The sequence below is a fragment of the Streptomyces sp. NBC_00190 genome (assembly GCF_036203305.1).
Lineage (GTDB): Bacteria > Actinomycetota > Actinomycetes > Streptomycetales > Streptomycetaceae > Streptomyces.
Map to the genome: position 1 here is coordinate 3,095,231 of NZ_CP108131.1, position 26,832 is coordinate 3,122,062.

Annotated in this window: 25 protein-coding genes and 1 tRNA gene; 19 read left to right on the forward strand and 7 right to left on the reverse strand. The window is 70.4% G+C overall.

All coding sequences use genetic code 11. The features are described from left to right. The first annotated feature begins 7 nt into the window (after positions 1 to 7). From OG429_RS14960 to OG429_RS14990, 7 genes are all read left to right on the forward strand, one after another. Positions 8 to 1,168, forward strand: a complete 1,161-nt coding sequence (locus tag OG429_RS14960) for an acyl-CoA dehydrogenase family protein (protein WP_328925824.1) — start codon at positions 8 to 10, stop codon at positions 1,166 to 1,168. A gap of 146 nt (positions 1,169 to 1,314) precedes the next feature. Beyond that, on the forward strand, positions 1,315 to 2,352 hold the full coding sequence (locus OG429_RS14965; protein ID WP_328925825.1) for an ABC transporter substrate-binding protein: 1,038 nt from the start codon (positions 1,315 to 1,317) through the stop codon (positions 2,350 to 2,352). A gap of 41 nt (positions 2,353 to 2,393) precedes the next feature. After that, positions 2,394 to 3,293 carry a siderophore-interacting protein gene (locus tag OG429_RS14970; protein WP_328925826.1) on the forward strand — a complete coding sequence of 300 codons (900 nt, stop codon included), beginning with the start codon at positions 2,394 to 2,396 and terminating at the stop codon, positions 3,291 to 3,293. 142 nt (positions 3,294 to 3,435) lie between these two features. Next, entirely contained in the window at positions 3,436 to 4,926 is a 1,491-nt protein-coding gene (locus OG429_RS14975) for a pyridoxal phosphate-dependent decarboxylase family protein (protein ID WP_328925827.1), read from the forward strand. Continuing rightward, complete coding sequence (locus OG429_RS14980; protein ID WP_328925828.1) at positions 4,910 to 6,211, forward strand: lysine N(6)-hydroxylase/L-ornithine N(5)-oxygenase family protein; 1,302 nt, start codon at positions 4,910 to 4,912, stop codon at positions 6,209 to 6,211. Before OG429_RS14975 ends, OG429_RS14980 begins: the two co-directional genes overlap by 17 nt. Beyond that, positions 6,208 to 6,804, forward strand: a complete 597-nt coding sequence (locus OG429_RS14985; protein WP_328925829.1) for a GNAT family N-acetyltransferase — start codon at positions 6,208 to 6,210, stop codon at positions 6,802 to 6,804. The genes OG429_RS14980 and OG429_RS14985 overlap by 4 nt, the downstream gene beginning before the upstream one ends. After that, entirely contained in the window at positions 6,801 to 8,582 is a 1,782-nt protein-coding gene (locus OG429_RS14990; RefSeq protein ID WP_328925830.1) for an IucA/IucC family protein, read from the forward strand. The genes OG429_RS14985 and OG429_RS14990 overlap by 4 nt, the downstream gene beginning before the upstream one ends. A gap of 139 nt (positions 8,583 to 8,721) precedes the next feature. Here OG429_RS14990 and OG429_RS14995 read toward each other — a convergent pair whose 3' ends face one another. Further along, positions 8,722 to 10,311, reverse strand: coding sequence for a beta-N-acetylhexosaminidase (locus tag OG429_RS14995; RefSeq protein WP_328925831.1), 1,590 nt, complete (start codon positions 10,309 to 10,311; stop codon positions 8,722 to 8,724). A 51-nt stretch (positions 10,312 to 10,362) separates the two neighbouring features. Here OG429_RS14995 and OG429_RS15000 point away from each other — a divergent pair, with 51 nt between their 5' ends. The 3 genes from OG429_RS15000 to glmS all read left to right on the forward strand — a co-directional run bounded on the left by OG429_RS15000 (position 10,363) and on the right by glmS (position 13,506). Then, positions 10,363 to 11,253, forward strand: a complete 891-nt coding sequence (locus OG429_RS15000; RefSeq protein ID WP_328925832.1) for a DUF4429 domain-containing protein — start codon at positions 10,363 to 10,365, stop codon at positions 11,251 to 11,253. A gap of 98 nt (positions 11,254 to 11,351) precedes the next feature. Beyond that, complete coding sequence (locus OG429_RS15005; RefSeq protein WP_328925833.1) at positions 11,352 to 11,627, forward strand: hypothetical protein; 276 nt, start codon at positions 11,352 to 11,354, stop codon at positions 11,625 to 11,627. Positions 11,628 to 11,688: 61 nt separating this feature from the next. Continuing rightward, on the forward strand, positions 11,689 to 13,506 hold the full coding sequence (gene glmS / locus OG429_RS15010) for a glutamine--fructose-6-phosphate transaminase (isomerizing) (protein ID WP_328925834.1): 1,818 nt from the start codon (positions 11,689 to 11,691) through the stop codon (positions 13,504 to 13,506). A 65-nt stretch (positions 13,507 to 13,571) separates the two neighbouring features. On the opposite strand, the gene OG429_RS15015 is transcribed toward glmS, so the two are convergent. Further along, positions 13,572 to 14,138: an acetate uptake transporter gene (locus OG429_RS15015; RefSeq protein ID WP_328925835.1), complete on the reverse strand. Its 567-nt coding sequence runs from the start codon at positions 14,136 to 14,138 to the stop codon at positions 13,572 to 13,574. Between the two features lie 210 nt (positions 14,139 to 14,348). Between OG429_RS15015 and OG429_RS15020 the strand changes: the two genes are divergently transcribed. Next, positions 14,349 to 15,581, forward strand: a complete 1,233-nt coding sequence (locus OG429_RS15020) for an RNA-guided endonuclease InsQ/TnpB family protein (protein WP_328925836.1) — start codon at positions 14,349 to 14,351, stop codon at positions 15,579 to 15,581. Between the two features lie 35 nt (positions 15,582 to 15,616). On the opposite strand, the gene OG429_RS15025 is transcribed toward OG429_RS15020, so the two are convergent. Beyond that, on the reverse strand, positions 15,617 to 16,150 hold the full coding sequence (locus tag OG429_RS15025; protein ID WP_328925837.1) for a universal stress protein: 534 nt from the start codon (positions 16,148 to 16,150) through the stop codon (positions 15,617 to 15,619). 333 nt (positions 16,151 to 16,483) lie between these two features. Between OG429_RS15025 and OG429_RS15030 the strand changes: the two genes are divergently transcribed. From OG429_RS15030 to OG429_RS15045, 4 genes are all read left to right on the forward strand, one after another. Next, a complete protein-coding gene (locus tag OG429_RS15030; RefSeq protein WP_405679922.1) occupies positions 16,484 to 16,918 on the forward strand; it encodes a hypothetical protein in 435 nt (144 codons plus the stop codon). A gap of 376 nt (positions 16,919 to 17,294) precedes the next feature. After that, positions 17,295 to 18,467 (forward strand): helix-turn-helix domain-containing protein, encoded by a 1,173-nt coding sequence (locus tag OG429_RS15035; protein WP_328925838.1) that lies wholly within the window; start codon positions 17,295 to 17,297, stop codon positions 18,465 to 18,467. A 126-nt stretch (positions 18,468 to 18,593) separates the two neighbouring features. Continuing rightward, on the forward strand, positions 18,594 to 19,196 hold the full coding sequence (gene orn / locus OG429_RS15040; RefSeq protein ID WP_328925839.1) for an oligoribonuclease: 603 nt from the start codon (positions 18,594 to 18,596) through the stop codon (positions 19,194 to 19,196). A 95-nt stretch (positions 19,197 to 19,291) separates the two neighbouring features. After that, positions 19,292 to 19,364: transfer RNA gene (locus OG429_RS15045), tRNA-His, on the forward strand. An 88-nt stretch (positions 19,365 to 19,452) separates the two neighbouring features. Here OG429_RS15045 and OG429_RS15050 read toward each other — a convergent pair. After that, positions 19,453 to 20,484 (reverse strand): LacI family DNA-binding transcriptional regulator, encoded by a 1,032-nt coding sequence (locus OG429_RS15050; RefSeq protein ID WP_328925840.1) that lies wholly within the window; start codon positions 20,482 to 20,484, stop codon positions 19,453 to 19,455. 102 nt (positions 20,485 to 20,586) lie between these two features. Between OG429_RS15050 and OG429_RS15055 the strand changes: the two genes are divergently transcribed. The 4 genes from OG429_RS15055 to OG429_RS15070 are packed head-to-tail and all read left to right on the forward strand — an operon-like array spanning position 20,587 to position 25,079. Continuing rightward, on the forward strand, positions 20,587 to 21,912 hold the full coding sequence (locus OG429_RS15055; protein WP_328925841.1) for an ABC transporter substrate-binding protein: 1,326 nt from the start codon (positions 20,587 to 20,589) through the stop codon (positions 21,910 to 21,912). 52 nt (positions 21,913 to 21,964) lie between these two features. After that, the gene (locus OG429_RS15060; protein ID WP_328930274.1) at positions 21,965 to 22,903 is read left to right on the forward strand and encodes a carbohydrate ABC transporter permease; all 939 of its coding nucleotides are present in this window, start codon (positions 21,965 to 21,967) and stop codon (positions 22,901 to 22,903) included. Further along, entirely contained in the window at positions 22,900 to 23,724 is an 825-nt protein-coding gene (locus OG429_RS15065; protein ID WP_328925842.1) for a carbohydrate ABC transporter permease, read from the forward strand. Before OG429_RS15060 ends, OG429_RS15065 begins: the two co-directional genes overlap by 4 nt. Further along, positions 23,721 to 25,079, forward strand: coding sequence for a GH1 family beta-glucosidase (locus tag OG429_RS15070; protein WP_328925843.1), 1,359 nt, complete (start codon positions 23,721 to 23,723; stop codon positions 25,077 to 25,079). The genes OG429_RS15065 and OG429_RS15070 overlap by 4 nt, the downstream gene beginning before the upstream one ends. A 24-nt stretch (positions 25,080 to 25,103) precedes the next feature. Here the strand turns inward: OG429_RS15070 and OG429_RS15075 are convergent, their stop codons facing one another. The 3 genes from OG429_RS15075 to OG429_RS15085 form a co-directional block, all read right to left on the reverse strand. Continuing rightward, positions 25,104 to 25,403 (reverse strand): hypothetical protein, encoded by a 300-nt coding sequence (locus OG429_RS15075; protein ID WP_328925844.1) that lies wholly within the window; start codon positions 25,401 to 25,403, stop codon positions 25,104 to 25,106. Positions 25,404 to 25,477: 74 nt separating this feature from the next. Beyond that, the gene (locus OG429_RS15080) at positions 25,478 to 26,140 is read right to left on the reverse strand and encodes an NADPH-dependent F420 reductase (protein WP_328925845.1); all 663 of its coding nucleotides are present in this window, start codon (positions 26,138 to 26,140) and stop codon (positions 25,478 to 25,480) included. A gap of 16 nt (positions 26,141 to 26,156) precedes the next feature. Continuing rightward, on the reverse strand, positions 26,157 to 26,828 hold the full coding sequence (locus OG429_RS15085) for a disulfide bond formation protein B (protein WP_328925846.1): 672 nt from the start codon (positions 26,826 to 26,828) through the stop codon (positions 26,157 to 26,159). Positions 26,829 to 26,832: the final 4 nt, after the last annotated feature.

The following is a 26,832-nucleotide window of genomic DNA, read 5'->3' on the forward strand; positions in this document are numbered from 1 at the left end:
TCACATCATGTCCCTCGACCACCGGCTCACCCCTGAGCACGAGGAACTCCGCCGCACCGTCGAGGAGTTCGCGCACGACGTCGTCGCGCCCAAGATCGGCGACCTGTACGAGCGCCACGAGTTCCCGTACGAGATCGTCCGCGAGATGGGCCGCATGGGCCTGTTCGGCCTGCCCTTCCCCGAGGAGTACGGCGGCATGGGCGGCGACTACCTCGCCCTCGGCATCGCCCTGGAGGAACTGGCGCGCGTCGACTCCTCGGTCGCCATCACCCTGGAGGCCGGCGTCTCCCTCGGCGCCATGCCGATCTACCTCTTCGGCTCGGAGGAGCAGAAGCGGGAGTGGCTGCCGAAGATGTGCTCCGGCGAGATCCTGGGCGCCTTCGGCCTGACCGAGCCCGGCGCGGGCAGCGACGCGGGCGGCACCCGCACCACCGCCGTGCGCGAGGGCGACGAGTGGGTCATCAACGGCTCCAAGTGCTTCATCACCAACTCCGGTACGGACATCACCGGTCTGGTCACCGTCACCGCCGTGACGGGCCGCAAGGCGGACGGCCGCCCCGAGATCTCCTCGATCATCGTCCCGTCCGGCACGCCGGGCTTCACGGTGGCCGCGCCGTACTCGAAGGTCGGCTGGAACTCCTCGGACACCCGTGAGCTGTCCTTCGACGGCGTACGGGTCCCGCTCGCCAACCTGGTGGGCGAAGAGGGGCGCGGCTACGCCCAGTTCCTCCGGATCCTCGACGAGGGCCGCATCGCCATCTCGGCGCTGGCCACCGGGCTCGCCCAGGGCTGCGTGGACGAGTCGGTGAAGTACGCCAGGGAGCGGCACGCCTTCGGCAAGGCGATCGGCGACAACCAGGCCATCCAGTTCAAGCTGGCCGACATGGAGATGCGCGCGCACATGGCCCGCGTCGGCTGGCGCGACGCGGCCTCCCGGCTGGTGGCCGGGGAGCCGTTCAAGAAGGAGGCGGCGATCGCGAAGCTGTACTCCTCCACGGTCGCCGTCGACAACGCCCGCGAGGCCACTCAGATCCACGGCGGCTACGGGTTCATGAACGAGTACCCCGTGGCCCGGATGTGGCGGGATTCCAAGATCCTGGAGATCGGCGAGGGCACGAGCGAGGTCCAGCGCATGCTGATCGCGCGTGAACTGGGCTTCTCCGCCTAGCCGCAGGACTCGTACGGACGCAGGACAGCACGGAGGGGGCCCTGAAAGTTAGGGCCCCCTTACCGCTTTCGGCCAAGGTTAGGCTAACCTTCCTTCCGAACGGCCCGGTGGCTGGCCGCCCTGCACGCACGAAAGCGGACATCGACATGCCCAAGTCCCGAACCTCCTCCCTGACCCGCCGCGGATTCGTCGCGGCCGGCGGCGCCCTCGGCCTCGTCGCGGCGCTCGCCGCGTGCGGAGGCACCGACTCGGCGAAGGGTGACGGCGGCAAGGACAAGGGCGCCGCGGCTTCGGGCCCCTGGTCGTTCAAGGACGACCTCGGCAAGGACGTCAGCACCAAGTCCACGCCGAAGAACGTCGTCGCGTTCACCGGCACCGCCGCCGCGCTCTACGACTACGGCGTCCCGGTCAAGGGCGTGTTCGGCCCGACCAAGACCGCCGACGGCAAGCCCGACGTCCAGGCCGGCTCGATGGACATCTCCAAGGTCGAGATCCTCGGCAACGTCTACGACGAGTTCAACGTCGAGAAGTACGCGGCCCTCCAGCCCGACCTGCTGGTCACCAACACCTGGGACGGCACGTACTGGTACGTCCCGGAGGCCTCCAAGGACAAGATCCTGAAGCTGGCCCCGGCCGCCGCGATCAAGGTGGGCGGCGACGTCACCCTCGACAAGGCGCTGGAGCGCACCGCGGACCTCGCCAAGTCCCTCGGCGCCGACATGAACGCCAAGAACACCGTCGACGCGAAGGCCCGCTTCGAGGCCGCCGCCGCGAAGCTGCGCGAGGCCACCAAGGCCAACCCGGGCGTCAAGGTGCTCGTCGGGTCCGGCTCCGCCGACCTCTTCTACGTCTCGACCCCGGACACCTCGGCCGACCTGAAGTACTTCAAGTCCCTCGGCGTCGAGTTCGTCACCCCGGAGAAGCTGGACGAGGGCGGCTTCTTCGAGAGCCTCAGCTGGGAGAACGCCGGCAAGTACAAGGCCGACGTCGTCCTGCTCGACAACCGCACCGGCACCCTGCAGCCGACGGACCTGAAGGCGAAGGCCACGTGGGCCGAGCTCCCCGCCGTCAAGGCCGGCCAGGTCACCCCGCGCGTCACCGAGCCGATCTACTCGTACGACAAGTGCGCCCAGATCCTGGAGGACCTCACGAAGGCCGTCCAGAGCGCCAAGAAGGTCAGCTGACCACCCTTCACTCCGGCTGAATCCCAGGGGGGACTCTCCGCATGACCGCCACCGCGTCCGACGCCCCGGCCGTAGCGCACTTCCGGTTCTTCGCGCTCGACGTGCTCCGCACGCGCCGCCTCGGCCACTCGTTCCTGAGGGTCACGTTCGGCGGCGAGTCCCTCGCGGACTTCCGCTCGGGCGGCTTCGACCAGAGCCTGTCGCTCTTCCTGCCGGCGGGCGACCAGGAGCACACGGTGCTCCCGTCCACGGACGAGGACACCTGGTTCGCCGCCTGGCGCGGAATGCCGGACGGGGAACGCCCGGTGATGCGCTCCTACACCGTGCGCGAGCAGCGCCGTACGGCCGGGGGCGTGGACGAGGTCGACATCGACTTCGTCCTGCACGGGGACGCGTCCCCCGCCTCCCGCTGGGCGGGACGGGCGGTCACCGGCCGCCGGATCATGGCGATCGGCCCGGCCGTCGCGGAGAACAAGTCCGTACGGTTCCAGCCGCCGGCCGGCGGCGACGCGATCTGGATGTACGCCGACGAGACGGCCCTCCCGGCCGCCGCCGCCATCCTGGACCGGCTGCCCGCGGGCACCCGGGTCCGGGCGTGGCTGGAGGTCCCGCACGAGGACGACCGGCTGCCGCTGGACACCCTCGCCGAGGCGGACATCACCTGGATCGTGCGCGGCAGCGCGGGCCGGGAGCGGACCGAGCAGCTGCTGAGCGTGCTGCGGGCCGAGGAACCGCGCCCCGCCGAAGCGCCGTACGTATGGCTGGCGGGCGAGTCCGGCACGATCCGGGCCGTGCGCCGGCACTTCGTGCAGGAACGATCTGTCGATCGCCGCGCGGTGCGTTTCACCGGCTACTGGCGACTCGGCGCGAGCGAGGAGCAGCTCCTCGCCGAGGCGTACGCGGGCCAGGCCCCGAGCGAGGACCCGGCTTCCGAGCTGTAGTCAATTCCCGTACGTCACAACGCAGTTGGAGATGGGCCCCGGCTTTCGGCCGGGGCCCATCTCCATTTGGCCTAATACTTAGGTTAGGCTAACCTAAGCCATGCCACCCCACCCCCCGCTCTGCCTGCCCGGAGGAAAGTTGATGCGCTCGCATCTGCTGAACGAGACGACCGCGGACCTCTACCGGCGTTCCGTCACCGAGGGAGTCGAACGCGTCGCGGCCAAACTCGCGAGCACGCAGCGGCCCCACACCGGCATCTCCGTCGACGAACTCGCCCCGGTCATCGACGGGATCGACCTCGACAAGCCGCTCGAAGACCCGGCCGCCGCCCTCGACGAGCTGGAGGACGTCTACCTGCGCGACGCGGTCTACTTCCACCACCCGCGCTACCTGGGCCACCTCAACTGCCCGGTCGTCATCCCCGCGGTGCTCGGCGAGGCGGTCCTGTCGGCCGTCAACTCCTCCCTCGACACCTGGGACCAGTCCATCGGCGGCACGCTCATCGAGCGCCGTCTCATCGACTGGACCGCCCGGCGCATCGGCCTCGGCCCCGGCGCCGACGGCATCTTCACCTCCGGCGGCAGCCAGTCCAACTTCCACGCGCTGCTCCTCGCCCGTGACGAGGCCTGCCGCATCGTCATGAAGAAGGCGCTGGACGAGGGCCGCGAGCTCACCAAGGCCGAACTCCTCCCGAAACTGCGCATCTTCACCTCCGAGGCCAGCCACTTCAGCGTGAAGAAGTCGGCCGCCATGCTCGGACTCGGCTACGAGGCCGTCATCGCCGTCCCCGTCGACCGCAGCCGCCGCATGGACACCGCGGTGCTCGCCCTGGAGCTGGAGGAGTGCGCCGCCGAAGGCCTCTTCCCGATGGCCGTCGTCGCCACCGCAGGCACCACCGACTTCGGGTCCATCGACCCGCTCCCCGAGATCGCCCGCCTGGCCGCTGAGCACTGCGCGTGGATGCACGTGGACGCCGCGTACGGCTGCGGACTGCTGGTCTCCCCCACCCGCCGGCACCTCCTCGACGGCATCGAGCGCGCCGACTCGGTCACGGTCGACTACCACAAGTCCTTCTTCCAGCCCGTCAGTTCCAGCGCCGTGCTGGTCCGCGACAGCGACACCCTGAGGCACGCCACGTACCACGCGGACTACCTCAACCCGCGCCGGATGGCCGAGGAGCACATCCCCAACCAGGTGGACAAGTCCATCCAGACCACGCGCCGCTTCGACGCGCTCAAGCTCTGGATGACCCTGCGCGTCATGGGCGCCGACGGCGTGGGCTCGCTCTTCGACGAGGTCGTCGACCTGGCCGCCGCCGGCTGGGACCTCATCGACGCCGACCCGCGCTTCGAGGTCGTCGTAAGGCCCCAGATCTCCACCCTCGTCTTCCGCTACGTCCCGGCGGGCGAGGTCCGGGGGGACCTGGTCGACGAGGCCAACCTGCATGCCCGCAAGGCCCTGTTCGCCTCCGGCGAGGCCGTCGTCGCGGGCACCAAGGTGGACGGGGACCAGTACCTGAAGTTCACCCTCCTCAACCCTCAGACCACGACGGCCGACATCACGGCCGTCCTCGACCTTCTCGCCGCACACGCCGAGCAGTTCCTGGGAGAATCCCTTGCCGTCCACCACTGAGCCCCACGACTTCATCGGCATCGGCTTGGGACCCTTCAATCTGGGACTCGCCTGCCTGACGGCGCCGATCGACGAACTCGACGGCCTGTTCATCGAGTCGAAGCCGCACTTCGAGTGGCACGCCGGAATGTTCCTGGACGGCGCCCACCTGCAGACGCCGTTCATGTCGGACCTGGTCACCCTCGCCGACCCGACGTCGCCCTTCTCCTTCCTGAACTACCTGAAGGACCAGGACCGGCTGTACTCCTTCTACATCCGGGAGAACTTCTACCCGCTGCGGGCCGAGTACAACGACTACTGCCGCTGGGCCGCCGACCGGCTCGACAACGTCCTGTACTCCACCTCCGTCACCGAGGTCACCTACGACGAGCGGGCCGGCCTGTACGAGGTCCGCACGGACCGGGGCGAGACCCACCTGGCCCGCCGCCTGGTCCTCGGTACCGGCACCACGCCCTTCGTCCCGGAGGCCTGCGCCCGCCTCGGCGGGGACTTCCTGCACAACTCCGCCTACATGCGACACAAAGCGGAGCTGCAGAAGAAGAAGTCGATCACCCTGGTCGGCTCCGGCCAGAGCGCGGCCGAGATCTACTACGACCTGCTGGCCGAGATCGACGTGTACGGCTACCAGCTCAACTGGGTCACGCGCTCACCGCGGTTCTTCCCGCTGGAGTACACGAAGCTGACGCTGGAGATGACCTCCCCCGAGTACGTGGACTACTTCCACGCCCTCCCCGAGGACACCCGCTACCGGCTGGAGACCCAGCAGAAGAACCTCTTCAAGGGCATCGACGGCGACCTGATCAACGCCATTTTCGACCTGCTCTACCAGAAGAAGATCAGCATGCCGGGCGCCGTCCCGACCACCCTGCTGACCAACACCTCGCTGAACAGCACGGCCTACGACACCACCACGGGCACGTACACCCTGGGCCTGCGCCAGGAGGAGCAGGAGCGGGACTTCACCCTCGCGACCGAGGGCCTGGTCCTGGCCACCGGCTACAAGTACACCGTCCCGGAGTTCCTCGCCCCCCTGCGCGACCGGCTGAACTTCGACGGCCGCGGCCGCCTCGACGCCGCCCGCAACTACAGCGTCGACACCACCGGGCGCGAGGTCTACCTGCAGAACGGCGCGACCCACAACCACTCCCTCACCTCGCCCGACCTGGGCATGGCCGCGTACCGCAACGCGTACATCATCGGTGAGCTCCTCGGCCGCGAGCACTACAAGGTCGAGAAGTCCATCGCGTTCCAGCAGTTCGCAGCCCCGGAAGGCACGCACGCATGAGCACCACCTCCGAGATCCTGTACGCCCGCACCGACGCGGCGCTCGGGACCTTCTCCCTCCGCCCGCTGGACCCCTTCTCGGACGCGGAACTCCTGCACGGCTGGGTCACGCACCCCAAGGCCTCGTTCTGGATGATGCAGGACGCCTCGCTGCCGGACGTCGAGCGCGAGTACATGAAGATCGCCGCGGCCGAGCACCACCAGGCCTTCATCGGCCTCCACGAGGGCCGGCCGGCCTTCCTGATGGAGACGTACGACCCGGCCGAGCTGGAGCTGGTCGGCCTCTACGACGCCCAGCCCGGCGACGTCGGCATGCACTTCCTCGTCGCGCCGAGCGACACCCCCGTGCACGGGTTCACCCGCGCGGTCATCACCACGGTCATGGCGGCCGTGTTCGCGGACCCGGCGGCCGCCCGTGTGGTCGTCGAACCGGACGTCCGCAACACGGCGGTCCACGCCCTGAACGAGGCCGTCGGCTTCCTGCCGGACGGCCCGGTCCAGAAGCCGGAGAAGGAAGCCCTGCTGAGCTTCTGCACCCGTGCGCGGTTCGAGGCCGCCACCGGCATCAGCACCACGAAGGAACTCTCGATATGAGCCTCGCCGACGCCGTCTCCCACCTCTCCCCCGAGCTGTGGGCACGGGCCAACCGCGCCCTCGTCCGCAAGGCCCTCGCGGAGTTCTCCCACGAGCGCCTGCTGACTCCGAAGCCGCTGGACTCCGGCTTCTACTCGGTGCTGAGCGACGACTCCACCGTCGAGTACCGCTTCAAGGCCGACCTCCACGCCCTGGACCACTGGTCGGTGGACGAGTCCTCGATCACCCGCCACCAGGACGGCGCCGAGCTCCCGCTGGACGCCCTCGACTTCCACATCGAGCTCAGCGGGACCCTGGGCCTCAGCGCCGAGGTCCTGCCCGTCTACCTGGAGGAGATCTCCTCCACCCTGGCCGGCACGGGCTTCAAGTACACCAAGCCGCAGGTCCCCGCGTCGGTGCTGGCCACGTCCTCCTTCCAGGACATCGAGACGGGCATGACCGAGGGCCACCCCTGCTTCGTGGCGAACAACGGCCGCCTCGGCTTCGGCGTGCACGAGTACCTCTCGTACGCCCCCGAGACGGCGAGCCCGGTCCACCTGGTGTGGGTGGCGGCCCGCAAGGACGTCTCCACCTTCACGGCGGGCGCGGACCTGGACCACGACGCGTTCATGCGCGCCGAACTGGGCGAGGCGGCCATCGCCGGCTTCTCCGCGAAGCTGTCCTCCCTCGGCCTGGACCTGGCGGACTACCACCTGCTCCCCGTCCACCCCTGGCAGTGGTGGAACAAGACCACGGTCACCTTCGCGGCCGAGATCGCGAACCAGCGCCTGGTCCTGCTGGGCGAAGGCTCCGACGCCTACCTGCCCCAGCAGTCGATCCGTACGTTCTTCAACACGACCACCCCCGCGAAGCACTACGTGAAGACCGCCATCTCGGTCCTCAACATGGGCTTCATGCGCGGCCTGTCGGCCGCGTACATGGAGGCCACCCCGGCCATCAACGACTGGCTCCACCAGCTGATCGAGTCGGACCCCGTCCTGCGGTCCGTCGACTTCTCGATCATCCGCGAGCGGGCGGCGATCGGCTACCACCACCGCCAGTACGAGCGCGCCACCGACCGGTACTCCCCGTACCGCAAGATGCTGGCCGCGCTGTGGCGCGAGTCCCCCGTGAACTCCCTGCAGGGCGACGAGCGCCTGGCCACCATGGCCTCGCTCCTCCACGTGGACGCCGAGGGCAACTCCTTCGTCGGCGCCCTGATCGCGGAGTCGGGCCTGACCCCGTCGCAGTGGCTGGCGTCCTACCTCCGCGCGTACCTGGTCCCCCTCCTGCACTGCTTCTACCGGTACGACCTCGCGTACATGCCGCACGGCGAGAACACGATCCTCGTCATCGAGGGCGGCGTGGTGAAGCGGGCGATCTTCAAGGACATCGCCGAGGAGATCGTGGTCATGGACCCGGACGCGGTCCTGCCGCCCGCGGTCGAGCGGGTCCGGGCGGACATCCCGGAGGACATGAAGCTGCTGTCGGTCTTCACGGACGTCTTCGACTGCTTCTTCCGCTTCCTCGGCCCGATCCTCGTCACGGAGGGCATCTGCGACGAGGACACGTTCTGGCGGGCGGTCGCGGACTGCGCCCACGCGTACCAGGACTCCGTGCCGGCCCTCGCGGAGCGCTTCGCCCGCTACGACCTGTTCGCGGACGAGTTCCAGCTGTCCTGCCTGAACCGCCTCCAGCTGCGCAACAACAAGCAGATGGTCGACCTCGCCGACCCGTCGGCCGCCCTCCAGCTGATCGGCACCCTCAGGAACCCCGTCGCGGCCTTCGCCCGGCGGTGACCGGGGGCGGTCGCGGTCTCGATACAGTCCCTCGACGCCGCGACCGCTCCCTCACCCGCGAGGCGTGTCCGCGAAGCCCTGACCGGCCCTCTTCGCGGACACGCCTCGCGTGGATCCCGGTGCGGGACCACGACAGGTCCTAGGACCAGGGGACGTCCGGCGAGCGGTAGAAGGTGATGTCCTGGGCCTCCAGGCGGGGTGCCTGGGCCGCCAGGCGGCGGCTGTACGAGGTCCAGCCGAGTGCGGCCTGCGGGGACCAGCCCAGTTCCGCCAGGCTCAGGAGCCGGGGGAAGGCCATGAACTCCCAGTCGGCGCGCGTCGCGACGGTCTCCGTCCACAGCGGGGCCTCCACCCCCAGGACCGCGGATTCGGGGACGCCGGGCAGGTAGGAGCCCGGGTTCCAGAAGTACGACCGCCGCACCGGGACGAAGCCGGCCCAGGCCAGGCCCGGCTTCGTGGCCAGGTCGTACTTCATGTCCAGGTAGAGCCGGTCCGCCGGGGACAGGATCAACGGGTGGCCCGCCGCGGCCGCCGTCGCCACCCGTGTCCTGTCCGCCGCCGGGGTGCGGTCGTGGCCCCAGTACTGCAGCACCGCGCCCGGCGCCGGACGCGCCGCCGCCAGCTGGTGCCAGGCGACCACCGTCTTCCCGTACCGGCCCACCACCGCCTGCGCCCGGTCCATGAAGGCCGCGTAGTCCGCGGCGGGCGTCGAGTGCGCCTCGTCGCCTCCGATGTGCAGGTAGCGGCCGGGCGTCAGCTCCGCCAGCTCGCCGAGCACCTGGTCGATGAACTGGTACGTCCGCTCCTTGCCGACGCACAGCGAGCTGAAACCGACCTTGATCCCCGTGTACCGCGCGGGGGCCTTGCCGTCGCAGTTCAGCTCCGCGTACGAGGCGAGCGCCGCGTTCACGTGCCCCGGCATGTCGATCTCCGGGACCACGTCGACGTACCGCTGCCCCGCGTAGGCGACGAGTTCCCGGTACTCGTCCTTCGTCCAGTGGCCGCCGGGTCCGCCGCCGACCTCGCTGCCGCCGCCGTACTCCGCCAGCCGCGGCCAGGAGTCGACCGCCAGGCGCCACCCCTGGTCGTCGGTCAGGTGCACGTGCAGGGTGTTGACCTTGTACTGGGCGATCTGGTTGACGTACCTCTTGACCTGCTCGACCGTGAAGAAGTGCCGCGCGATGTCCACCATCGCCCCGCGGTACGCGAACCTCGGCCGGTCGGTGACCGTCCCGCCCGGCACCGTCCCGGGGCCCGCCACCGGCAGCAGCTGGCGCAGCGTCTGCCCCGCGTGGAACAGCCCCGCCGGGGTCCGCGCGGTGAGGGTGATCCCGTCCGGGCGGGACTCCAGCCGGTACCCCTCGTCGCCGACCCCCTCCGTCTCCTCGTCGATCCGCAGCAAGATCCCGTCCCCGCCGGCCCCGCCGACCACGGGCAGCGGCAGCCCGCTCGGGCCGCGCAGCTGCTCCGCGAGGAGTTCACCGACCCGCCGGACCTCCTCGTCCGGCCCCGGGCCGGTACGGATGACCGTGCCCGGCCCGACGGCGTACCCGGGGCCTTCGGCGCTCGCGGAGACGGGTGCGGGCAGGAGCCGTTCGAAGGGGGCCAGGGCGGCGGGGGGATCGTCGCCGGCCCTGGCGTCGTCACCGCGGGCGTCGGTACACGAGACGGAGACACCGAGGGCGCCGAGGACGAGGAGGGTGCCGAGCGTGCGTCGCAGGACTCTCATGAGGCAGGTATAGGCCAAGTGGGCCGTCCTGGCCGGTGCGAGAATCATCGGATGGCGGAAATCATCCAGAAGGACGGCACTTGGACCTTCGACGGGGACACGGTGCGCATCGTGCCGGGCCGCGACAAGGGGGTGGGCCCGTTGCGCCAGACGCTCGGCGAAGTGGCCGTGCCGCTGCGCGCGCTGGCCGGGATCAGCTTCGAGCCGGGGCGCAAGGCGGGCCGGCTCCGACTACGGCTGCGTGACGGCGCGGATCCTCTGCTCCAGGTGACCGGCGGGCGGCTGTCGGAGGCCTCCGACCCGTACCGGCTCACCGTGGAGCAGGACCGGACCGGGGTGGCGGAGTACTTCGTGGACGAGGTGCGGGCCGCGCTGCTGCTGGAGCAGGTGGACACCGGCCCCACCCGTGAGTACCTGCTGCCGGGTCCCGCGGTGCCGATCACGGTGGCCGCGGGCGACGGGACCGTGGCCTTCGACGGGGACCGGGTCACCCTGGAGTGGAACTGGACGGCCGAGGAGGCCAAGCGGTCCGGCGGGACGCGGGGCTTCGGCCTGGCCGACCTCCGGACGGTGGAGTGGTCCCCGTCGAAGGGTCTGAGCAACGGCTGGCTGCGCTTCCTCCCGGTGGGCGTCGCGTCGGCCGCCGCGCCCAAGTACGACCCCTTCACGGTGGAGCTCTTCGGTTTCAAGAACGACCCGCTGATGGCGCTGGTCGCGGCTGCGGTGGCGCTGCGGCTGCCCCACCCGGCGGCGGCCGCGGCCGACGGCGCCCCCGCCGCGGTCCCCGTCCTCAGTGCGGCCGCGGCGCCGCCGGAGGAGACCGCGGCGGACCACGACACGCTCCTGCGCCGCCTGCGCGAGCTCGGCGAGATGCATCAGACGGGGATCCTCACGGCTGAGGAGTTCGCGGCCGCCAAGCAGGCCGTTTTGCGGCGTTTCTGACCGGATCCATCCATTCCGCTGGTCCATACCAGAAGGATCCTGCCCGGATTCGGGCAGGATCTTTTGCATTCGGCGCCATCACCCGCCAGTATCTACGGGTGCTCGATCGCCGCCCGTCGCATGACGACCTCGTCGACCACCTGGTGCGCAGCACCGCGCTGCAGCGCGGCGAGGCCGCCCGGGTGGTACTCGACGTGCTCGCGTACTTCGACGAGACGACCGAGGAGTTCGTCCGCCGCCGCCACCGGGAACTGCAGTCCGGCGGAGCGGTCAACGCGGAGATCTTCGAGCGGATCGCGGCCGAGCTGCCGCACCGCGCCGTGGCGCCCTCGGAGCTCTCGCTCCGGCAGCTGCGCCGCATCGTCTACGGCTGAGCGGCCGCCGCACGCGGCCGCGGACGAGTACAGAACCGAACTTCAGGAGGGGCAGAACCGTATGTGTGGAATCGTCGGTTACATCGGCAAGCGTGACGTGGCACCGCTGCTGCTGGAAGGCCTGCAGCGACTGGAGTACCGCGGATACGACTCCGCGGGCATCGTCGTCAACAGCCCGAAGGCCCCGGCCCTCAAGGCCGTCAAGGCCAAGGGTCGGGTCCGCGAGCTGGAGTCCCGCGTCCCCAAGCGCTTCGCCGGCACCACCGGCATCGCCCACACCCGCTGGGCCACCCACGGCGCCCCGAGCGACGTCAACTCGCACCCGCACCTGGACCCCGAGAATAAGGTCGCCGTCGTCCACAACGGCATCGTCGACAACGCCTCCGAGCTGCGCGCCAAGCTGGAGGCCGAAGGCGTGGTGTTCGCCTCCGAGACCGACACCGAGGTGATCACCCACCTGATCGCCCGCGCCCAGGCCGACACCCTCGAGGAGAAGGTCCGCGAGGCGCTCAAGGTCATCGAGGGCACCTACGGCATCGCCGTGATGCACGCCGACTTCGCCGACCGCATCGTGGTCGCCCGCAACGGCTCCCCGGTCATCCTCGGCATCGGCGAGAAGGAGATGCTCGTCGCCTCCGACGTCGCCGCGCTGATCGCCCACACCCGCCAGGTCGTCACCCTCAACGACGGCGAGATGGCCACCCTCAAGGCCGACGACTTCCGCACCTACACCACCAGCGGTACGACGACCACCGCCACGCCGGAGACCGTGGAGTGGGAGGCCGCCTCGTACGACATGGGCGGCCACGACACCTACATGCACAAGGAGATCTCCGAGCAGCCCGACGCGGTCGACCGCGTGCTGCGCGGCCGGATCGACGACCGCTTCAACACCGTCCACCTGGGCGGCCTGAACCTGGACCCGCGCGAGGCGCGCGGCATCCGCCGGGTCAAGATCCTGGGCTGCGGCACCTCGTACCACGCGGGCCTCATCGGCGCCGGCCTCATCGAGGGCATGGCCCGGATCCCCGCGGACGCCGAGCCGGCCTCCGAGTTCCGCTACCGCAACCCGGTCGTGGACCCCGACACCCTGTACATCGCGGTCTCCCAGTCCGGTGAGACGTACGACGTGCTCGCGGCCGTGCAGGAGCTCAAGCGCAAGGGCGCCCGCGTCCTCGGCGTGGTCAACGTGGTCGGCTCGGCGATCGCCCGCGAGGCCGACGGCGGCGTGTACGTGCACGCCGGCCCCGAGGTCTGCGTCGTCTCCACCAAGTGCTTCACCAACACGGTCGTGGCGTTCGCGCTGCTCGCCGTGCACCTGGGCCGGATCCGGGACCTGTCGGTCACCGACGGCAAGCGGATCATCGAGGGCCTGCGCAAGCTGCCCGCGCAGATCCAGGAGATCCTCGACGGCGAAGAGGACATCAAGAAGCTGGCCGCCGAGTTCGCCGAGGCCAAGTCGATGATGTTCATCGGCCGGGTGCGCGGCTACCCGGTGGCGCTGGAGGCCTCCCTGAAGCTCAAGGAGATCTCCTACATCCACGCCGAGGCCTACCCGGCCTCCGAGCTCAAGCACGGTCCGCTGGCGCTGATCGAGCCCTCGCTGCCGACGGTCGCGATCGTCCCGGACGACGACCTGCTGGAGAAGAACCGCGCGGCGCTGGAGGAGATCAAGGCTCGCAGCGGCCGCATCCTCGCGGTCGCCCACCGCGAGCAGGAGAAGGCGGACCACACCATCGTGGTCCCGAAGAACGAGGACGAGCTGGACCCGATCCTGATGGGCATCCCGCTCCAGCTGCTGGCGTACCACACGGCCCTGGCCATGGGCCGGGACATCGACAAGCCGCGCAACCTGGCGAAGTCGGTCACGGTCGAGTAGCCGACCCGCCCCACCACGTGAGGAACCCCCCTGCGCACCGCGCACGGGGGTTCTCCATGTGGTGCTCAGCCCGCGGCGACCGCGCCGCGCCCCGCCCTGCCGAGGGCCATCGGCCAGTGCGCCAGGGCCGCGGTGGCCCCGTACCAGGCCAGCAGGCCGGCCACGGCGGCGACCCAGCCGCCGGCCTTGGCGAGCCCGCCGCTGCCCGCGAAGGCGCCTATCGCCAGCAGGAGCAGGGACAGGGTCAGCAGGGCGTAGACGCCCTGGCTGAACAGACCGCTCGCGGCGGCGACCGTGAGGGTCAGCGCGAGCAGCGCGAAGAGGACAAGAAACGCTCCGGCGGCTTCGTCGGAGACCGAAGCTCCCGCGCCCTTGGCCCACGTGAACCAGAAGATGCCGATGCCCGCGAACGCGGTGCCGTTGAACCCGTTGCCGCCGCGGTACTCCAGGAGCCCGAGGAGGAAGAGGGCGACGCCGCCGACGTACATCGCGAGCGATACGGAACTGGCAGCGGTCACGCCGTCGATGACGCCGGTGTGGCCGATACCGAATGCGAGAAGGGTCAGACCCAGGGCGATGTTCCCCAGGGTCGAAGTCGAGGCCGTGCTTCCCGCAGAGACACCATTGTCCACGGCGGGCTCCCTTCGATCTGCAGTTGTTTGCTGCGTCCCAGCAGCATTTATCTACCCTTTACACGGGTGCATAACCCACAGCACCCGCCCCAACGCGCGCGGTCACCTGGTCGAGATGGGGAGCCAGTCGCCGACCGGATCGGCCACTCGTTCGGGGGATCGTCGGAAAATCCGGGCGGACAGCGAAGAACACGGCGTTACGGTCGCGTCATGACGACACCACGGATAGCCGAGAATGCCGGGCACGCCGCCCGGTACACCTTCAGGCTTCGGGTGCCATCCACTGCCCGTGCCTCTCTGCTGGGCGAGTGGGACCGGATCCGGTGGATCTGGAACGAGTGCGTGGCCAAGTCCAAGCAAGTCCACGCATGGAACAAAGCCAGGCCCGACGGCATGGACAAGCGCACCTGCGGTCCCGCGCAACTCGACAAAATACTGACCGAAGCCCGGAAGGCGAACGCCTGGCTGAGAGAAGGCGGCTCGGTCCCGCAGCAACAACTGATACGCGACTTCGGCAGGTCCAGGGCCAAGGCGCAGAAAGACATCAGGGACCGCCTACCCATGGCGCGTCGAGCCGGGATGCCCAAGTACAAGCAGAAGCGTGAGGCCGCCCCGTCGCTGAACTACACAAAGCGTGGCTTCCGCCTGAAGAACGGCGCTCTGCACCTGGTCGGGGGGATCATCCTGACGGTGGTGTGGTCGCGCAAGCTGCCCGCCGACCCGTCCAGCGTGCGCGTCTATCAGGACAGCCTCGGACACTGGTACTGCTCATTCGTCCTCCCCGTCCAAGCCGAGCTGCTGCCTGCCACCGGGCGGGTGATCGGTATCGACTGGGGCGTGCGCGAGACCGCGACCACCACCAGCGACACCCACGATCTGCCGCACGCCGAGTACGGCAGACGAGCCGCCGCGAAGCTGACCCGGTACGACCGGATGATGGCCCGCCGGAAATCCGCAAAGGGGCGGGCAGCGTCGAAGGGCCACCGCAAGGTGAAGAGGCAGCGCGCCAAGCTGCACAAGAAGGTCGCCCGGCAGCGGCAGGACACAGCCCGCAAGTGGGCCAAGTCTGTGGTCCGCGACCACGACGCCCTTGCGATGGAGAATTTCCGGCCGAAGTTCCTCGCGAAGACCACCATGGCCAGGAAGGCCGCTGACGCCGCCATCGGCGCCACCAAGCAAGCCCTGATCGAAATGGGCCGCAAGCACGGACGCACCGTGCACCTGGTACACCCCGCGCACACCACGATGGACTGCGCGCAGTGCGGAGCGAGAGCCAAGCACGCACTGCCGCTGGGAGAGCGCACATACACCTGCACCGCGTGCGGGGCCGTGTCCCCACGGGACAAGAACTCCGCGCGCGTGATGCTCGTCCGGGCTGGTCTGACCCCGGTTGGCATTGATCGTGGAAGACCTCCCGAGGCGCCGCCCCGGGAGGCTGCGTGAGCCAGAAAATCCCCTCCCTTCAGGGAGGGGAGCAGTCAAGGAATGACAACGACGGGTCGCTGTGCGCGCTTGGCCAGCCGGCCGGCCACCGAGCCGAAGATCCGGCCCACGATGCCGTGCGTCGATCCGACCACGATGGCGTCGGCCGAGTACTCCCGGCCGACCTCCTCCAGCTCGTGGCAGATGTCCCCGCCCCGCTCGACCAGGATCCACGGCACCTCGGACAGATAGTCCGCGCAGGCCAGCTCCAGCCCGAGCACCTCGGTGCGGTGGTCCGGCACGTCCACGAACACCGGAGGCTCGCAGCCGGCCCACACGGTGGTGGGCAGCCGGTTCGCGACATGGACGATGATCAGTCCGGATCCGGAGCGGCGGGCCATACCGATCGCGTACGCGAGGGCGCGCTCACTGGAGGTGGATCCGTCGAATCCCACAACGACTCCGTGCCGGAAGGCCGGATCGCAGTGCAGGCGTGTCTGTTCCACCGCGCGCAGATCGGCGGCCGACGCGGGGTCGGCGAGGCGTTTGCGCTTGCGGTCCGCGGGATCGGAGAATTCGTGACCGGCCATGGGTGTCTCGGCGAAGAGGTCCTTGGAGGAAGCAACAGGGGCGAATTTCGGCGACGCTGGGTGACGGAGCTCTGTCCGGGAAGCATCTTCCCAAGCCCATACCCACCAGGGTACGGCGACACTCCTGTCCTGCACAGGGCAGCACAGGGCTTGCCGCCCTAGGAGAGCGTCCCAGGGAGCATGCCGGAGTGAGCGCGCCTTGGCAATGTCCGCTGTCCCCTACAGCCAGTGACATTCCGGCTCGTTGCCACCCGTGCGCGCAGTGACCGAGCCCGACCCGGCCGCGTTGGGCATGCGACCGACCGTCCAGGAAGAGCCCGCAGGGAGTACGCCGTGCCCGGCCATCCGGTTCACCCCGTCCAGCCAGCCCAGCCGACGCATTCCATCCACTACGCCGACACCGTCGCGCAGTACCCCGCCTCCGCCCGCCCCGCTCTTCACCCGTCCGTGCGTCCCGCCGGGCGCCGTCACGACGACCCCGCGGGTGACGTCGTGCGCTGGGCCGCCTTCAGCTGCCTGCTGGTCCCCGTGGTCCTCGTCGTCTACGGAACATCCTTCGGCGGGGCGGCAGTCGCCACCCTCGGCCTGCTCGCCGTCACGGCCGCGTGCCGGGTGCTGCTGCGCCAGTCGGAGAGGACACTGCGGGCCACGGCCCGGGTCCGGTCGGAGGACCGGATTCCGCCCGGCCACCGGGGCCGGCACTCGCGCGGCGGGTCCGGGACCCACCGGGCGTGCGGACGTTCCGAGCCCGTGTCCCCGCACGACTGACTCATTCGCACACCCACACCCGCACGTTTTCAGCCAACTTCCCGACAGGGTGCCCCCCTTGCCGGAATGTCCCCCCAACCCCCCTACCACCAGCGACGACAGACGCCGGGGGGTGTCTCGACCCTACGGGTACTGGCCACGGCCGGACGTGACGCACCTCCGGCAGGTAGCGGAGCGGAACGCTTCCTGATCGAATGCTTTTCGCCAAGTTGAGAAGTCGACATAGCGGTGCGTGCTGAACTTGTCACGCCGACACCACGGGACGCAGTAGATTCGATCATGTATTTACGGCGGGGGATCCACGTGCAAGGCCGAGGGGAAACGTGCAGGTGCGACCAGACCAAGGAGTCGCGACACCCAAGGGGGGCTTAGCGCCATGAGCCAGGATTCCACCGCCGTCGTCGCAGACGCCGGCCGGAAGCTCGCGGGGCGTCGCCGCAGGGAGATCGTCGCGGTGCTGCTCTTCAGCGGCGGACCGATCTTCGAGAGCTCCATTCCACTCTCCGTGTTCGGCATTGACCGGCAGGACGCGGGAGTTCCACGCTACCGATTGCTCGTGTGCGCCGGTGAGGACGGTCCGCTCAGGACCACCGGCGGACTCGAACTGACCGCGCCGTACGGGTTGGAGGCGATCGCCCGGGCAGGCACGGTCGTCGTGCCCGCGTGGCGTTCCATCACTTCACCACCGCCCCCCGAGGCGCTCGACGCACTGCGTCTGGCGCACGAGGAGGGAGCCCGGATCGTCGGACTGTGCACGGGAGCCTTCGTGCTCGCCGCCGCCGGTCTGCTGGACGGCCGGCCCGCGACGACGCACTGGATGTACGCGCCGACGCTGGCCAAGCGGTACCCGTCCGTCCATGTCGATCCGCGCGAACTGTTCGTCGACGACGGCGACGTGCTCACGTCCGCGGGCACCGCGGCCGGAATCGACCTGTGCCTGCACATCGTGCGCACGGACCACGGCAGTGAGGCGGCCGGGGCTCTGGCCCGCCGGCTCGTCGTACCGCCGCGCCGTTCGGGCGGCCAGGAGCGGTATCTCGACCGGTCGCTGCCGGAGGAGATCGGCGCCGACCCGCTGGCCGAGGTCGTCGCCTGGGCGCTGGAACACCTCCACGAGCAGTTCGACGTGGAGACCCTGGCGGCCCGCGCCTACATGAGCAGGCGCACCTTCGACCGGCGGTTCCGCTCGCTGACCGGCAGCGCGCCGCTCCAGTGGCTGATCACCCAGCGGGTGCTCCAGGCACAGCGGCTGCTGGAGACCTCCGACTACTCGGTCGACGAGGTCGCCGGCCGCTGCGGGTTCCGGTCGCCGGTCGCCCTGCGCGGGCACTTCCGGCGGCAGCTGGGGTCCTCCCCGGCCGCCTACCGCTCCGCCTACCGGGCACGGCGGCCGCAGGCCGACGTGGCCCAGGTGTCCCAGCTCTCGGAGAGCCCGGTCCCGCACCAGCGCACTCCGCAGCCCCAGCGGGCGGCGGCGGCCCTGGCCGCCACGGGCCCGACGGTGACCGAGCTGTACGCCCCGGGCCGGGTCCTGCGGGAACACGCGTAACCCTCACAACGGGTACGGCAAGAGAAGGTCCTCCATCGGTCACCTCCGATGGGGGACCTTCCGCGTGTGCGGCCGGCGACGTGCGATCAGCTCCCCGGATCCCGGGGACCGCATAAGGTGGGACACATGAACGATCGCATGGTGTGGATCGACTGCGAGATGACCGGGCTCTCGTTGACGGACGACGCACTTATCGAGGTGGCCGCACTGGTCACCGACTCGGAGCTCAACGTGCTCGGCGAAGGCGTGGACATCGTGATCCGCCCGCCGGACACCGCCCTGGAGACCATGCCCGACGTGGTGCGCGAGATGCACACGGCCTCCGGACTGCTCGACGAGCTGGCCGGCGGGACCACCCTCGCCGACGCCGAGGCCCAGGTCCTCGCGTACGTACGGGAACACGTCAAGGAACCCCGCAAGGCCCCGCTGTGCGGGAACTCGGTCGGCACCGACCGCGGCTTCCTGCTGCGCGACATGGCCGCGCTGGAGAGCTACATGCACTACCGGATCGTGGACGTGTCCTCGGTCAAGGAGCTGGCGCGCCGCTGGTACCCCCGGGCGTACTTCAACAGCCCCCCGAAGAACGGCAACCACCGGGCGCTGGCGGACATCAAGGAGTCCATCGCCGAGCTGCGCTACTACCGGGAGGCGGTCTTCGTCCCGCAGCCCGGACCCGACTCGGACACGGCGCGGGCCATCGCCGCCAAGCACGTCCTGCCCGGCGGATAGCCACCCCGGAGCGAGGGCGGCGAGAAGGGGGGAGCGAGCACCCTCCCGGACCCTGTACCCTTTTCTTCGGCCGGTCGGTTCTCCGACCGGACATGGTGGGTGTAGCTCAGTTGGTAGAGCACCTGGTTGTGGTCCAGGTGGCCGCGGGTTCAAGTCCCGTCACTCACCCTGCGAGAGGGCCCGGTCCGCGAAAGCGGACCGGGCCCTCTGCGTTTACGTCGGCGCCCCGCCCTCACCCTCGCCCTCGCCCTCGCCCTCAGGACGATTCGCGGACCACCAGCCGGTTCGGCAGCACGACGGCCGCCGCCCCGCCCCCCGGCTTCCCCGAGATCCGCTCCAGCAGCACGCGCGCCATGGTCCGGCCCATCTCCTCGATCGGCTGCCGGACGCTGGTCAGCGGCGGGTCCATGTGCCGGGCCACCACCGAGTCGTCGAAGCCGACCAGCGCCACGTCCTGCGGGATCCGGCGCCCGGCCGCGCGCAGCTCCCGCCGGGCGCCCGCCGCCATCACGTCCGAGGCCGCGAAGACCGCGTCGAGCCCGGGGCGGCGCTCCAGCAGCTCCCGCATGGCCCGGCGGCCGCCGTCCTCGGTGAAGTCGCCGACGGCGATCAGCGGCTCGTCGACGGGGTGCCCGGCGGCGGCCAGGGCCTGGCGGTAGCCGTCGAGGCGGCACTGGGCCCCGTACACGTCCAGCGGGCCGGTGATCGTGGCGATCACGCGGCGGCCCCGTCCGAGGAGGTGGCGTACGGCCTCGGCGGCGCCCGCCAGGTTGTCGGAGTCCACGGAGGGCAGGGGCTCGGCGGCGGAGCGCCGGCCGCTGATCACCGTCGGGATGCCGAGCTCGGCCAGCAGGTCGGGCAGCGGGTCCCCGGCGTGGACGGAGACGAGGAGCACCCCGTCCACGCGGTGCCCGGACAGGTACTGGGCGAGGCGGCGGCGCTCGCGGTCGCTGCCGGCCAGGGTGAGGACGAGCTGGACGTCGGTCTCCGCGAGGGCGGCACCGACCCCGCGGACCACGTCCGAGAAGTACGGCTCGGCGAAGAAGCGGGCCTCCGGCTCGGGAATCACCAGCGCGACGGCGTCGGTACGGTTGGCCGCGAGGGCGCGCGCGGCGCGGTTGGGCACGTACCCCAGCTCCGCGACGGCCGCCTCGACCACCGCCCTCGTATGCTCGCTGACCTTGGAGGAACCGTTGATCACCCGGGAGACCGTGCCGCGCCCGACTCCGGCGCGTGCCGCGACCTCCTCCAGGGTCGGCCGTCCCCCGCTTCGCCCGTGCCCGCTCATGGCTTCCTCCCAGTTGTGAATCTACCTCTTGACGACCGTGGGAGCGCTCCCACACTGTGGCACACGACACCCGGCACGTTCCGTCCTCCAGGGAGGCCCCAGATGCGAGCCCGAAGAAATCTTGTCACCACGGCCGGACTGCTCGGCGCGGCGGCCGTCCTGCTCGCGGGATGCGCGCAGGACCCGGCCGAGACCCCCGGGAAGGGCGCACCGGCCGGCGGCAAGGGCCAGACCACCCTCACCGTCGGGGTCTTCGGGGCCTTCGGCCTCCAGGAGGCCGGGCTCTACGACGAGTACATGGCGCAGAATCCCGGGATCCGGATCGAGCAGACCTCGATCGAGCGCAACGAGAACTACTACCCCCAGCTCCTCACCCACCTGGGCACCGGCAGCGGGCTCGCCGATATCCAGGCCGTCGAGGTCAACAACATCGCCGAGATCACCTCCACGCAGGCCGACAAGCTGGTGGACCTGGGCAAGGCGCCGGGAGTGGACAAGGCCTCGTACCTGCCGTGGAAGTGGGCTCAGGGCACCGCGAGCGCGGCGAAGGGCGGGGCCACGGTCGGCCTCGGCACCGACATCGGGCCGCAGGGGATCTGCTACCGCAAGGACCTCTTCGAGGCGGCGGGCCTGCCGGGCGACCGGGCGGCGGTCGGGGCGCTGTGGGCGGGCGACTGGAACAAGTACCTGGAGGCGGGTAAGGCGTACAAGGCGAAGGCGGGCGAGGGGAAGGCCTTCGTGGACTCCGCCTCGGGCGTGATGGCGGCGGTGACCGGGAGCAGCGCCCAGCGGTTCTACGACGAGCAGGGCAAGGTCGTCTACAAGACCAACCCGGCCGTGCGCGGGGCCTTCGACCTGGCGGCCTCCTTCGCCACCGAGGGGCTGAGCGCCAAGCTCCAGCAGTTCACCCCGGCCTGGGACCAGGGCTTCGCCAACGGCACCTTCGCGACTGTCTCCTGCCCGGCCTGGATGCTCGGCTACATCCAGGACAAGGCGGGCCCGGCGGGCAAGGACAAGTGGGACGTGGCGCCGGCGCCGAAGCCGAGCAACTGGGGCGGCTCGTTCCTGGTGGTGCCGAAGGCGGGCAAGCACGCCGAGGAGGCGGCGAAGCTGGCGGCCTGGCTGACGGCTCCGGCGCAGCAGGCGAAGCTCTTCGAGAAGCGGGGCAGTTTCCCGAGCGCGAGCGCCGCGTACAAGCTGCCGACGGTTTCGGGCGCGCAGCACGCCTACTTCGGCGGCGCCCCGATCGGCGAGATCTTCGCGAAGGCGGCCGAAGGGATCCCGGTGACGGTGGTCGGCCCGAAGGACCTGGTGATCGCACAGAACCTGGCGGACATCGGGATGCTCCAGGTCGACCAGAAGGGCCGCAGCCCGCAGGAGGGCTGGGAGGCCGCGGTGAAGGCGATCAACAACGCCCTGGACCAGTGAGGCGCCCGTGACGGACGAGACGGCTGTCCTGTCCCCCTCGTCCTCCCGCTCCGTGCGGGGGGACGAGGGGGACGGCCGGGGCCAGGTGTGGCGCTCGCGCCGCTACCGCTGGGACCTGCGCTGGAGCCCGTACGCCTTCGTGGCGCCCTTCTTCCTCTTCTTCGCCGCCTTCGGGCTGTTCCCGCTGCTGTACACGGGCTGGGCGGCGCTGCACCAGGTGGAGCTGACCGATCCGGACTCCATGACGTGGGTGGGGCTGCGCAACTTCACCCGGCTGTGGGACGACGAGTTCTTCTGGAACGCGCTGCGCAACACCGTCACGATCGGGCTGCTGTCGACGGTTCCGCAGCTGGCGATCGCCCTCGGCCTGGCGCACCTGCTCAACTACAAGCTGCGCGGCTCCGCCTTCTTCCGGGTGGCGGTGCTCACCCCGTACGCGACCTCCGTGGCCGCGGCCACGCTCGTGTTCGTGCTGCTCTTCGGCCGGGACTACGGGATGGTCAACTGGGCGCTGTCGACGGTGGGTTTCGACGCGGTGGACTGGCAGAACGGCACCTTCGCCTCGCAGCTGGCGGTCTCCACCATCGTGATCTGGCGGTGGACCGGCTACAACGCGCTGATCTACCTGGCGGCCATGCAGGCCGTACCGGGTGAGCTGTACGAGTCCGCGGCGCTGGACGGGGCCTCGCGCCTGCAGCAGTTCATCCACGTGACCGTGCCCTCGCTGCGGCCGACGATCTTCTTCACCTGTGTCGTGTCGACGATCGGCGCGACCCAGCTGTTCGGCGAGCCGCTGCTGTTCAACGGCGGGGCGGGCGCCACGGGCGGCTCGGACCACCAGTTCCAGACGCTCGGGCTGTACCTGTACGAGCAGGGCTGGGTGAACCTGCACCTGGGGCGTGCCTCGGCGATCGCGTGGGCGATGTTCCTGATCCTGCTGGTCATCGCGGGCGCGGCGCGGCTGCTGCGCGGACGGGAGGCTTCCCGATGAGGTCCTTGCGCGCGGGCAGGCTCACGTACGCGGTACTCGTCCTGTTCACCGCCGGCTCGCTCTTCCCGCTGATGTGGACGGCGATCGCGGCCTCCCGCAGCAACACGAGGCTGGCGCAGACCCCGCCGCCGTTCTGGTTCGGCGGGAACCTCGGCCGAAACCTCCAGGTCGCGTGGACCGACGCGAACATGGGCGCGGCCCTGCTGAACACGGTGATCGTGGCGAGCACGGTGGCGGCCGGGACGGTCGTCTTCTCCACCCTGGCGGGCTTCGCCTTCGCCAAACTCCGCTTCCGGGGCCGCCGGCTGCTGATGTCGCTGGTGGTGGGGACGATGCTGATCCCGCCGCAGCTGAGCGTGGTCCCGCTGTACATGCTCATCGCCCGGCTGTCGTGGACGGACCGGCTCCAGGCCGTGATCCTGCCGACCCTGGTCTCCGCCTTCGGGGTCTTCTTCATGCGGCAGTACCTGGCCCAGGCGCTGCCGTCGGAGCTGGTGGAGGCGGCGCGCACGGACGGCGCGAGCTCGCTGCGGATCGTGTGGCACGTGGTGTTCCCGGCGGCCCGCCCGGCCATGGCGGTGCTGGCCATGCTGACCTTCGTCATGGCCTGGAACGACTTCTTCTGGCCGATCGTCGCGCTGACCCAGAACGGCAGCCCGACGGTGCAGGTGGCCCTGACCGGGCTGGGCCGGGGCTACGTCCCCGACCAGTCGGTGATCATGGCGGGTGCGCTGCTGGGCACGCTCCCGCTCCTGCTGGTGTTCCTCGTCTTCGGCCGCCAGATCGTCGGCGGCATCATGCAGGGAGCAGTGAAAGGATGACGACTGTGCCGATGGAGAGCGTGCGGTTCCCGGAGGGGTTCCTCTGGGGCACGGCCACTGCGGCCTTCCAGATCGAGGGGGCCGCCGGACTGCGGGGGCCGTCCATCTGGGACACCTTCTGCCGTACGCCCGGCAAGGTGTACGGCGGCCACACGGGCGACGTCGCCGTGGACCACCACCGGCTGTGGCGCGAGGACGTCCGGCTGATGGCCGGCCTCGGGCTCGGGGCGTACCGGTTCTCGGTGTCCTGGCCGCGGGTGCTCTCCGGCGGGATCGGCTTCTACGACGCGCTCGTCGACGAGCTGCTCTCGTACGGGATCAAGCCGTGCGTGACCCTGTACCACTGGGACCTGCCGCAGGAGCTGGAGAGCGCGGGCGGCTGGCCCGAGCGGGAGACGGCGTACGCCTTCGCCGGGTACGCCGAGCAGGTCGCGAAGACGCTGGGCGACCGGGTGGAGCTGTGGACCACCCTCAACGAGCCCTGGTGCAGCGCGTTCCTCGGCTACGCCTCCGGCGTGCACGCCCCCGGCCGCACCTCCCCCGCCGACTCGCTGCGCGCCGCCCATCACCTCAGCCTGGCGCACGGCCTGGCCGCCGCCGCCCTGCCCGCCTCGGCGCGGGTCGGGATCGCGCTCAACACGAGCGCCGTACGGCCGCTGACCGGCTCGGCGGCCGACCTGGACGCCCGGCGCCGGATCGACGCCCTGGCCAACCGGATCTTCACCGGGCCGCTGCTGCGCGGGGCGTACCCGCAGGACCTGCTCTCGGACACCGCCGCGGTGACGGACTGGTCCTTCGTCCGCCCCGGCGACGAGGCGCTGATCCACCAGCCGCTGGACTTCCTCGGCGTGAACTACTACACCCCGGCGGTGGTTTCGGCGGCCCCCGGCGGGAGCGGCCCGCGCGCCGACGGCCACGGGGCCGCGGAGCACTCCCCGTGGCCCGGCGCCGACGCGGTCGCCTTCCACCAGCCGCCGGGCGAACGGACCGACATGGGCTGGGCGATCGACCCGACGGGCCTGTACGACCTGCTGATGCGCTTCACCGAGGAGGCCCCCGGCCTGCCGCTGCTGGTCACCGAGAACGGGGCCGCGTACGCCCCGGACCTGCACGACCCCGAACGCATCGGCTACCTGGAGGCCCACCTGGCCGCCGTCCACCGCGCCCTGTCGGACGGCGCCCCGGTGCGGGGCTACTTCCTGTGGTCGCTGCTGGACAACTTCGAGTGGGCCTACGGCTACAGCAAGCGCTTCGGCATCGTCCACGTGGACTACGAGACCCAGGCCCGCACCCCGCGCTCCAGCGCCCGCTGGTACGCCCGGCTGGCCCGCGACGGCGTCCTCGGCACCCGGTGACGTACCCGGCCGGCCGGACAGGAGCTAGGGCGAGGAGTGCACCGCGGCCAGACCCTTCGCCAGCTCCTGCGCGTTCATCACCGGACCGACCTCGACCTCAGCGTTGAACTCGTGGAACAGGTCCCATGTCAGCGCCGGCATCAGCGTGCTGTCCTGGAGGTCGAAGACGATCCAACAGGAGCGCACTCCCTCGTGCAGCCCGAAGTAGGCCGCCTCCGGCTTCACCTTGTCCATCAGCGTCTTGATCGCCTGGGGCAGGGCGCCGGTCGTGATGCCCTCGTTGGTGGCGGCAGTGTCCAGGTGGGCGCGGAGCATGACTTTCATGCGTGGCTCCTTCCGTCAAGCCCACCCTCGGCGCGGGTCGGGGGCGCGGCAATATTTGCGCCCCCGTCCGTGCGTCAGGCGCCCTGGACGTGGAAGTTGAAGTCGGTGTGGCCGAGGGTTCCCATCAGGCGGAGCCAGACCGGCAGGAGCATCTCGGTGCCGCGCGCCGCCTCGATGCCGCCGAGGTCGAGGATGCTCCGCTCCGGCCAGCCGAAGGAGTGGAGCAGCTCGCGTGCGGCCTTCTTCGCGTCCGCGTCCTCGCCGCAGACGAAGACGTGGTGCTCGCCCTCGACCCGGGCCGGGTCGACCATGATCCGGCAGTTCATCGTGTTCAGCGTCTTGACCACCCGCAGCCCCGGGAAGGTGCGCTGGATCAGTTCGCCGAGGCTGTCGGTGTTCACCGGGTCCAGGCTCGGCGGGAAGCCCTGCGAGAAGTCGAGGGGGTTCGCGATGTCGATCAGGACCTTGCCGTCGAGGTGCGCGGCGTCCGCCTCCGTCAGGGCGGCGATGCTGACCTGCCCGCCGGTCGCGTTGACCAGGGTGTCGCCCTCCCGCGCGGCCTCCGCGAAGGCGGCCAGCCGCACCCGCGGCTGCCCCGCCTGCCAGCCGGCGTACTCCTCGCGGGCCGCGGTGGCCGCGGGGTCCCGGGTCCCGACGACCACGTCGTGGCCGAGGTCGGCGAGCCTGGCGGCCACCGTCCGGCCGACGATCCCGGTGCCGAGGACTGCGTAGCGCATGCCTGATTCCTTCCGGTCAGCGGTGGCCGGCGCCGGTGGGCGCCGCCCGTTCCAGGATCCCCACGTCGTAGAAGAACCGGTAGCGGTTCGGGGCATCCGGCAGGAACCAGTGGAGGCCCTCCTCGAAGAACACGGCCACCAGGTTGACGGCGATGACCGCGCCCAGGAAGCCCAGTACGAACAATCCGGCCGTCCGCAGGGCCCCCGGCTTGGCAGCCGGGACGGAGCTGTCCGTCGTCGAGTGGCCGAAGGACAGGGCGATGCCGATGGCGACCACCGAGGCCTGGAAGAGGAGCCACGCCCACACGTACAGGTGCAGGCCGAGCACCTCGCTCCCGTACCCCTTGTCCTTCGGCAGGATGTGCAGCATCGTCTGCCGCCAGGACGCGAAGGAGCCGGCGATCAGCGCGACCAGGGACATGCCCCAGCCCATCATGTAGTCGCGGCTGGTCACCGCGCCGTACGCGAGTGCCGTCCGGACGATGTACGCCGCTCCCATCGCCGCCAGCAGCATGAACATCCGCTGCACGATGCAGAGCGGGCAGGGGTGCTCCCACAGTGCGAACTGGTGGAAGAGGCCACCGCAGACCACACCTGTCCAGCCGATGGCGAAGAAGCAGGCGAACCAGTACTGGACCCGGCCGAGCAGGCTGCCCGTCGGCGTCTCCTCCGGGAGGAGGGTGTGCATCACG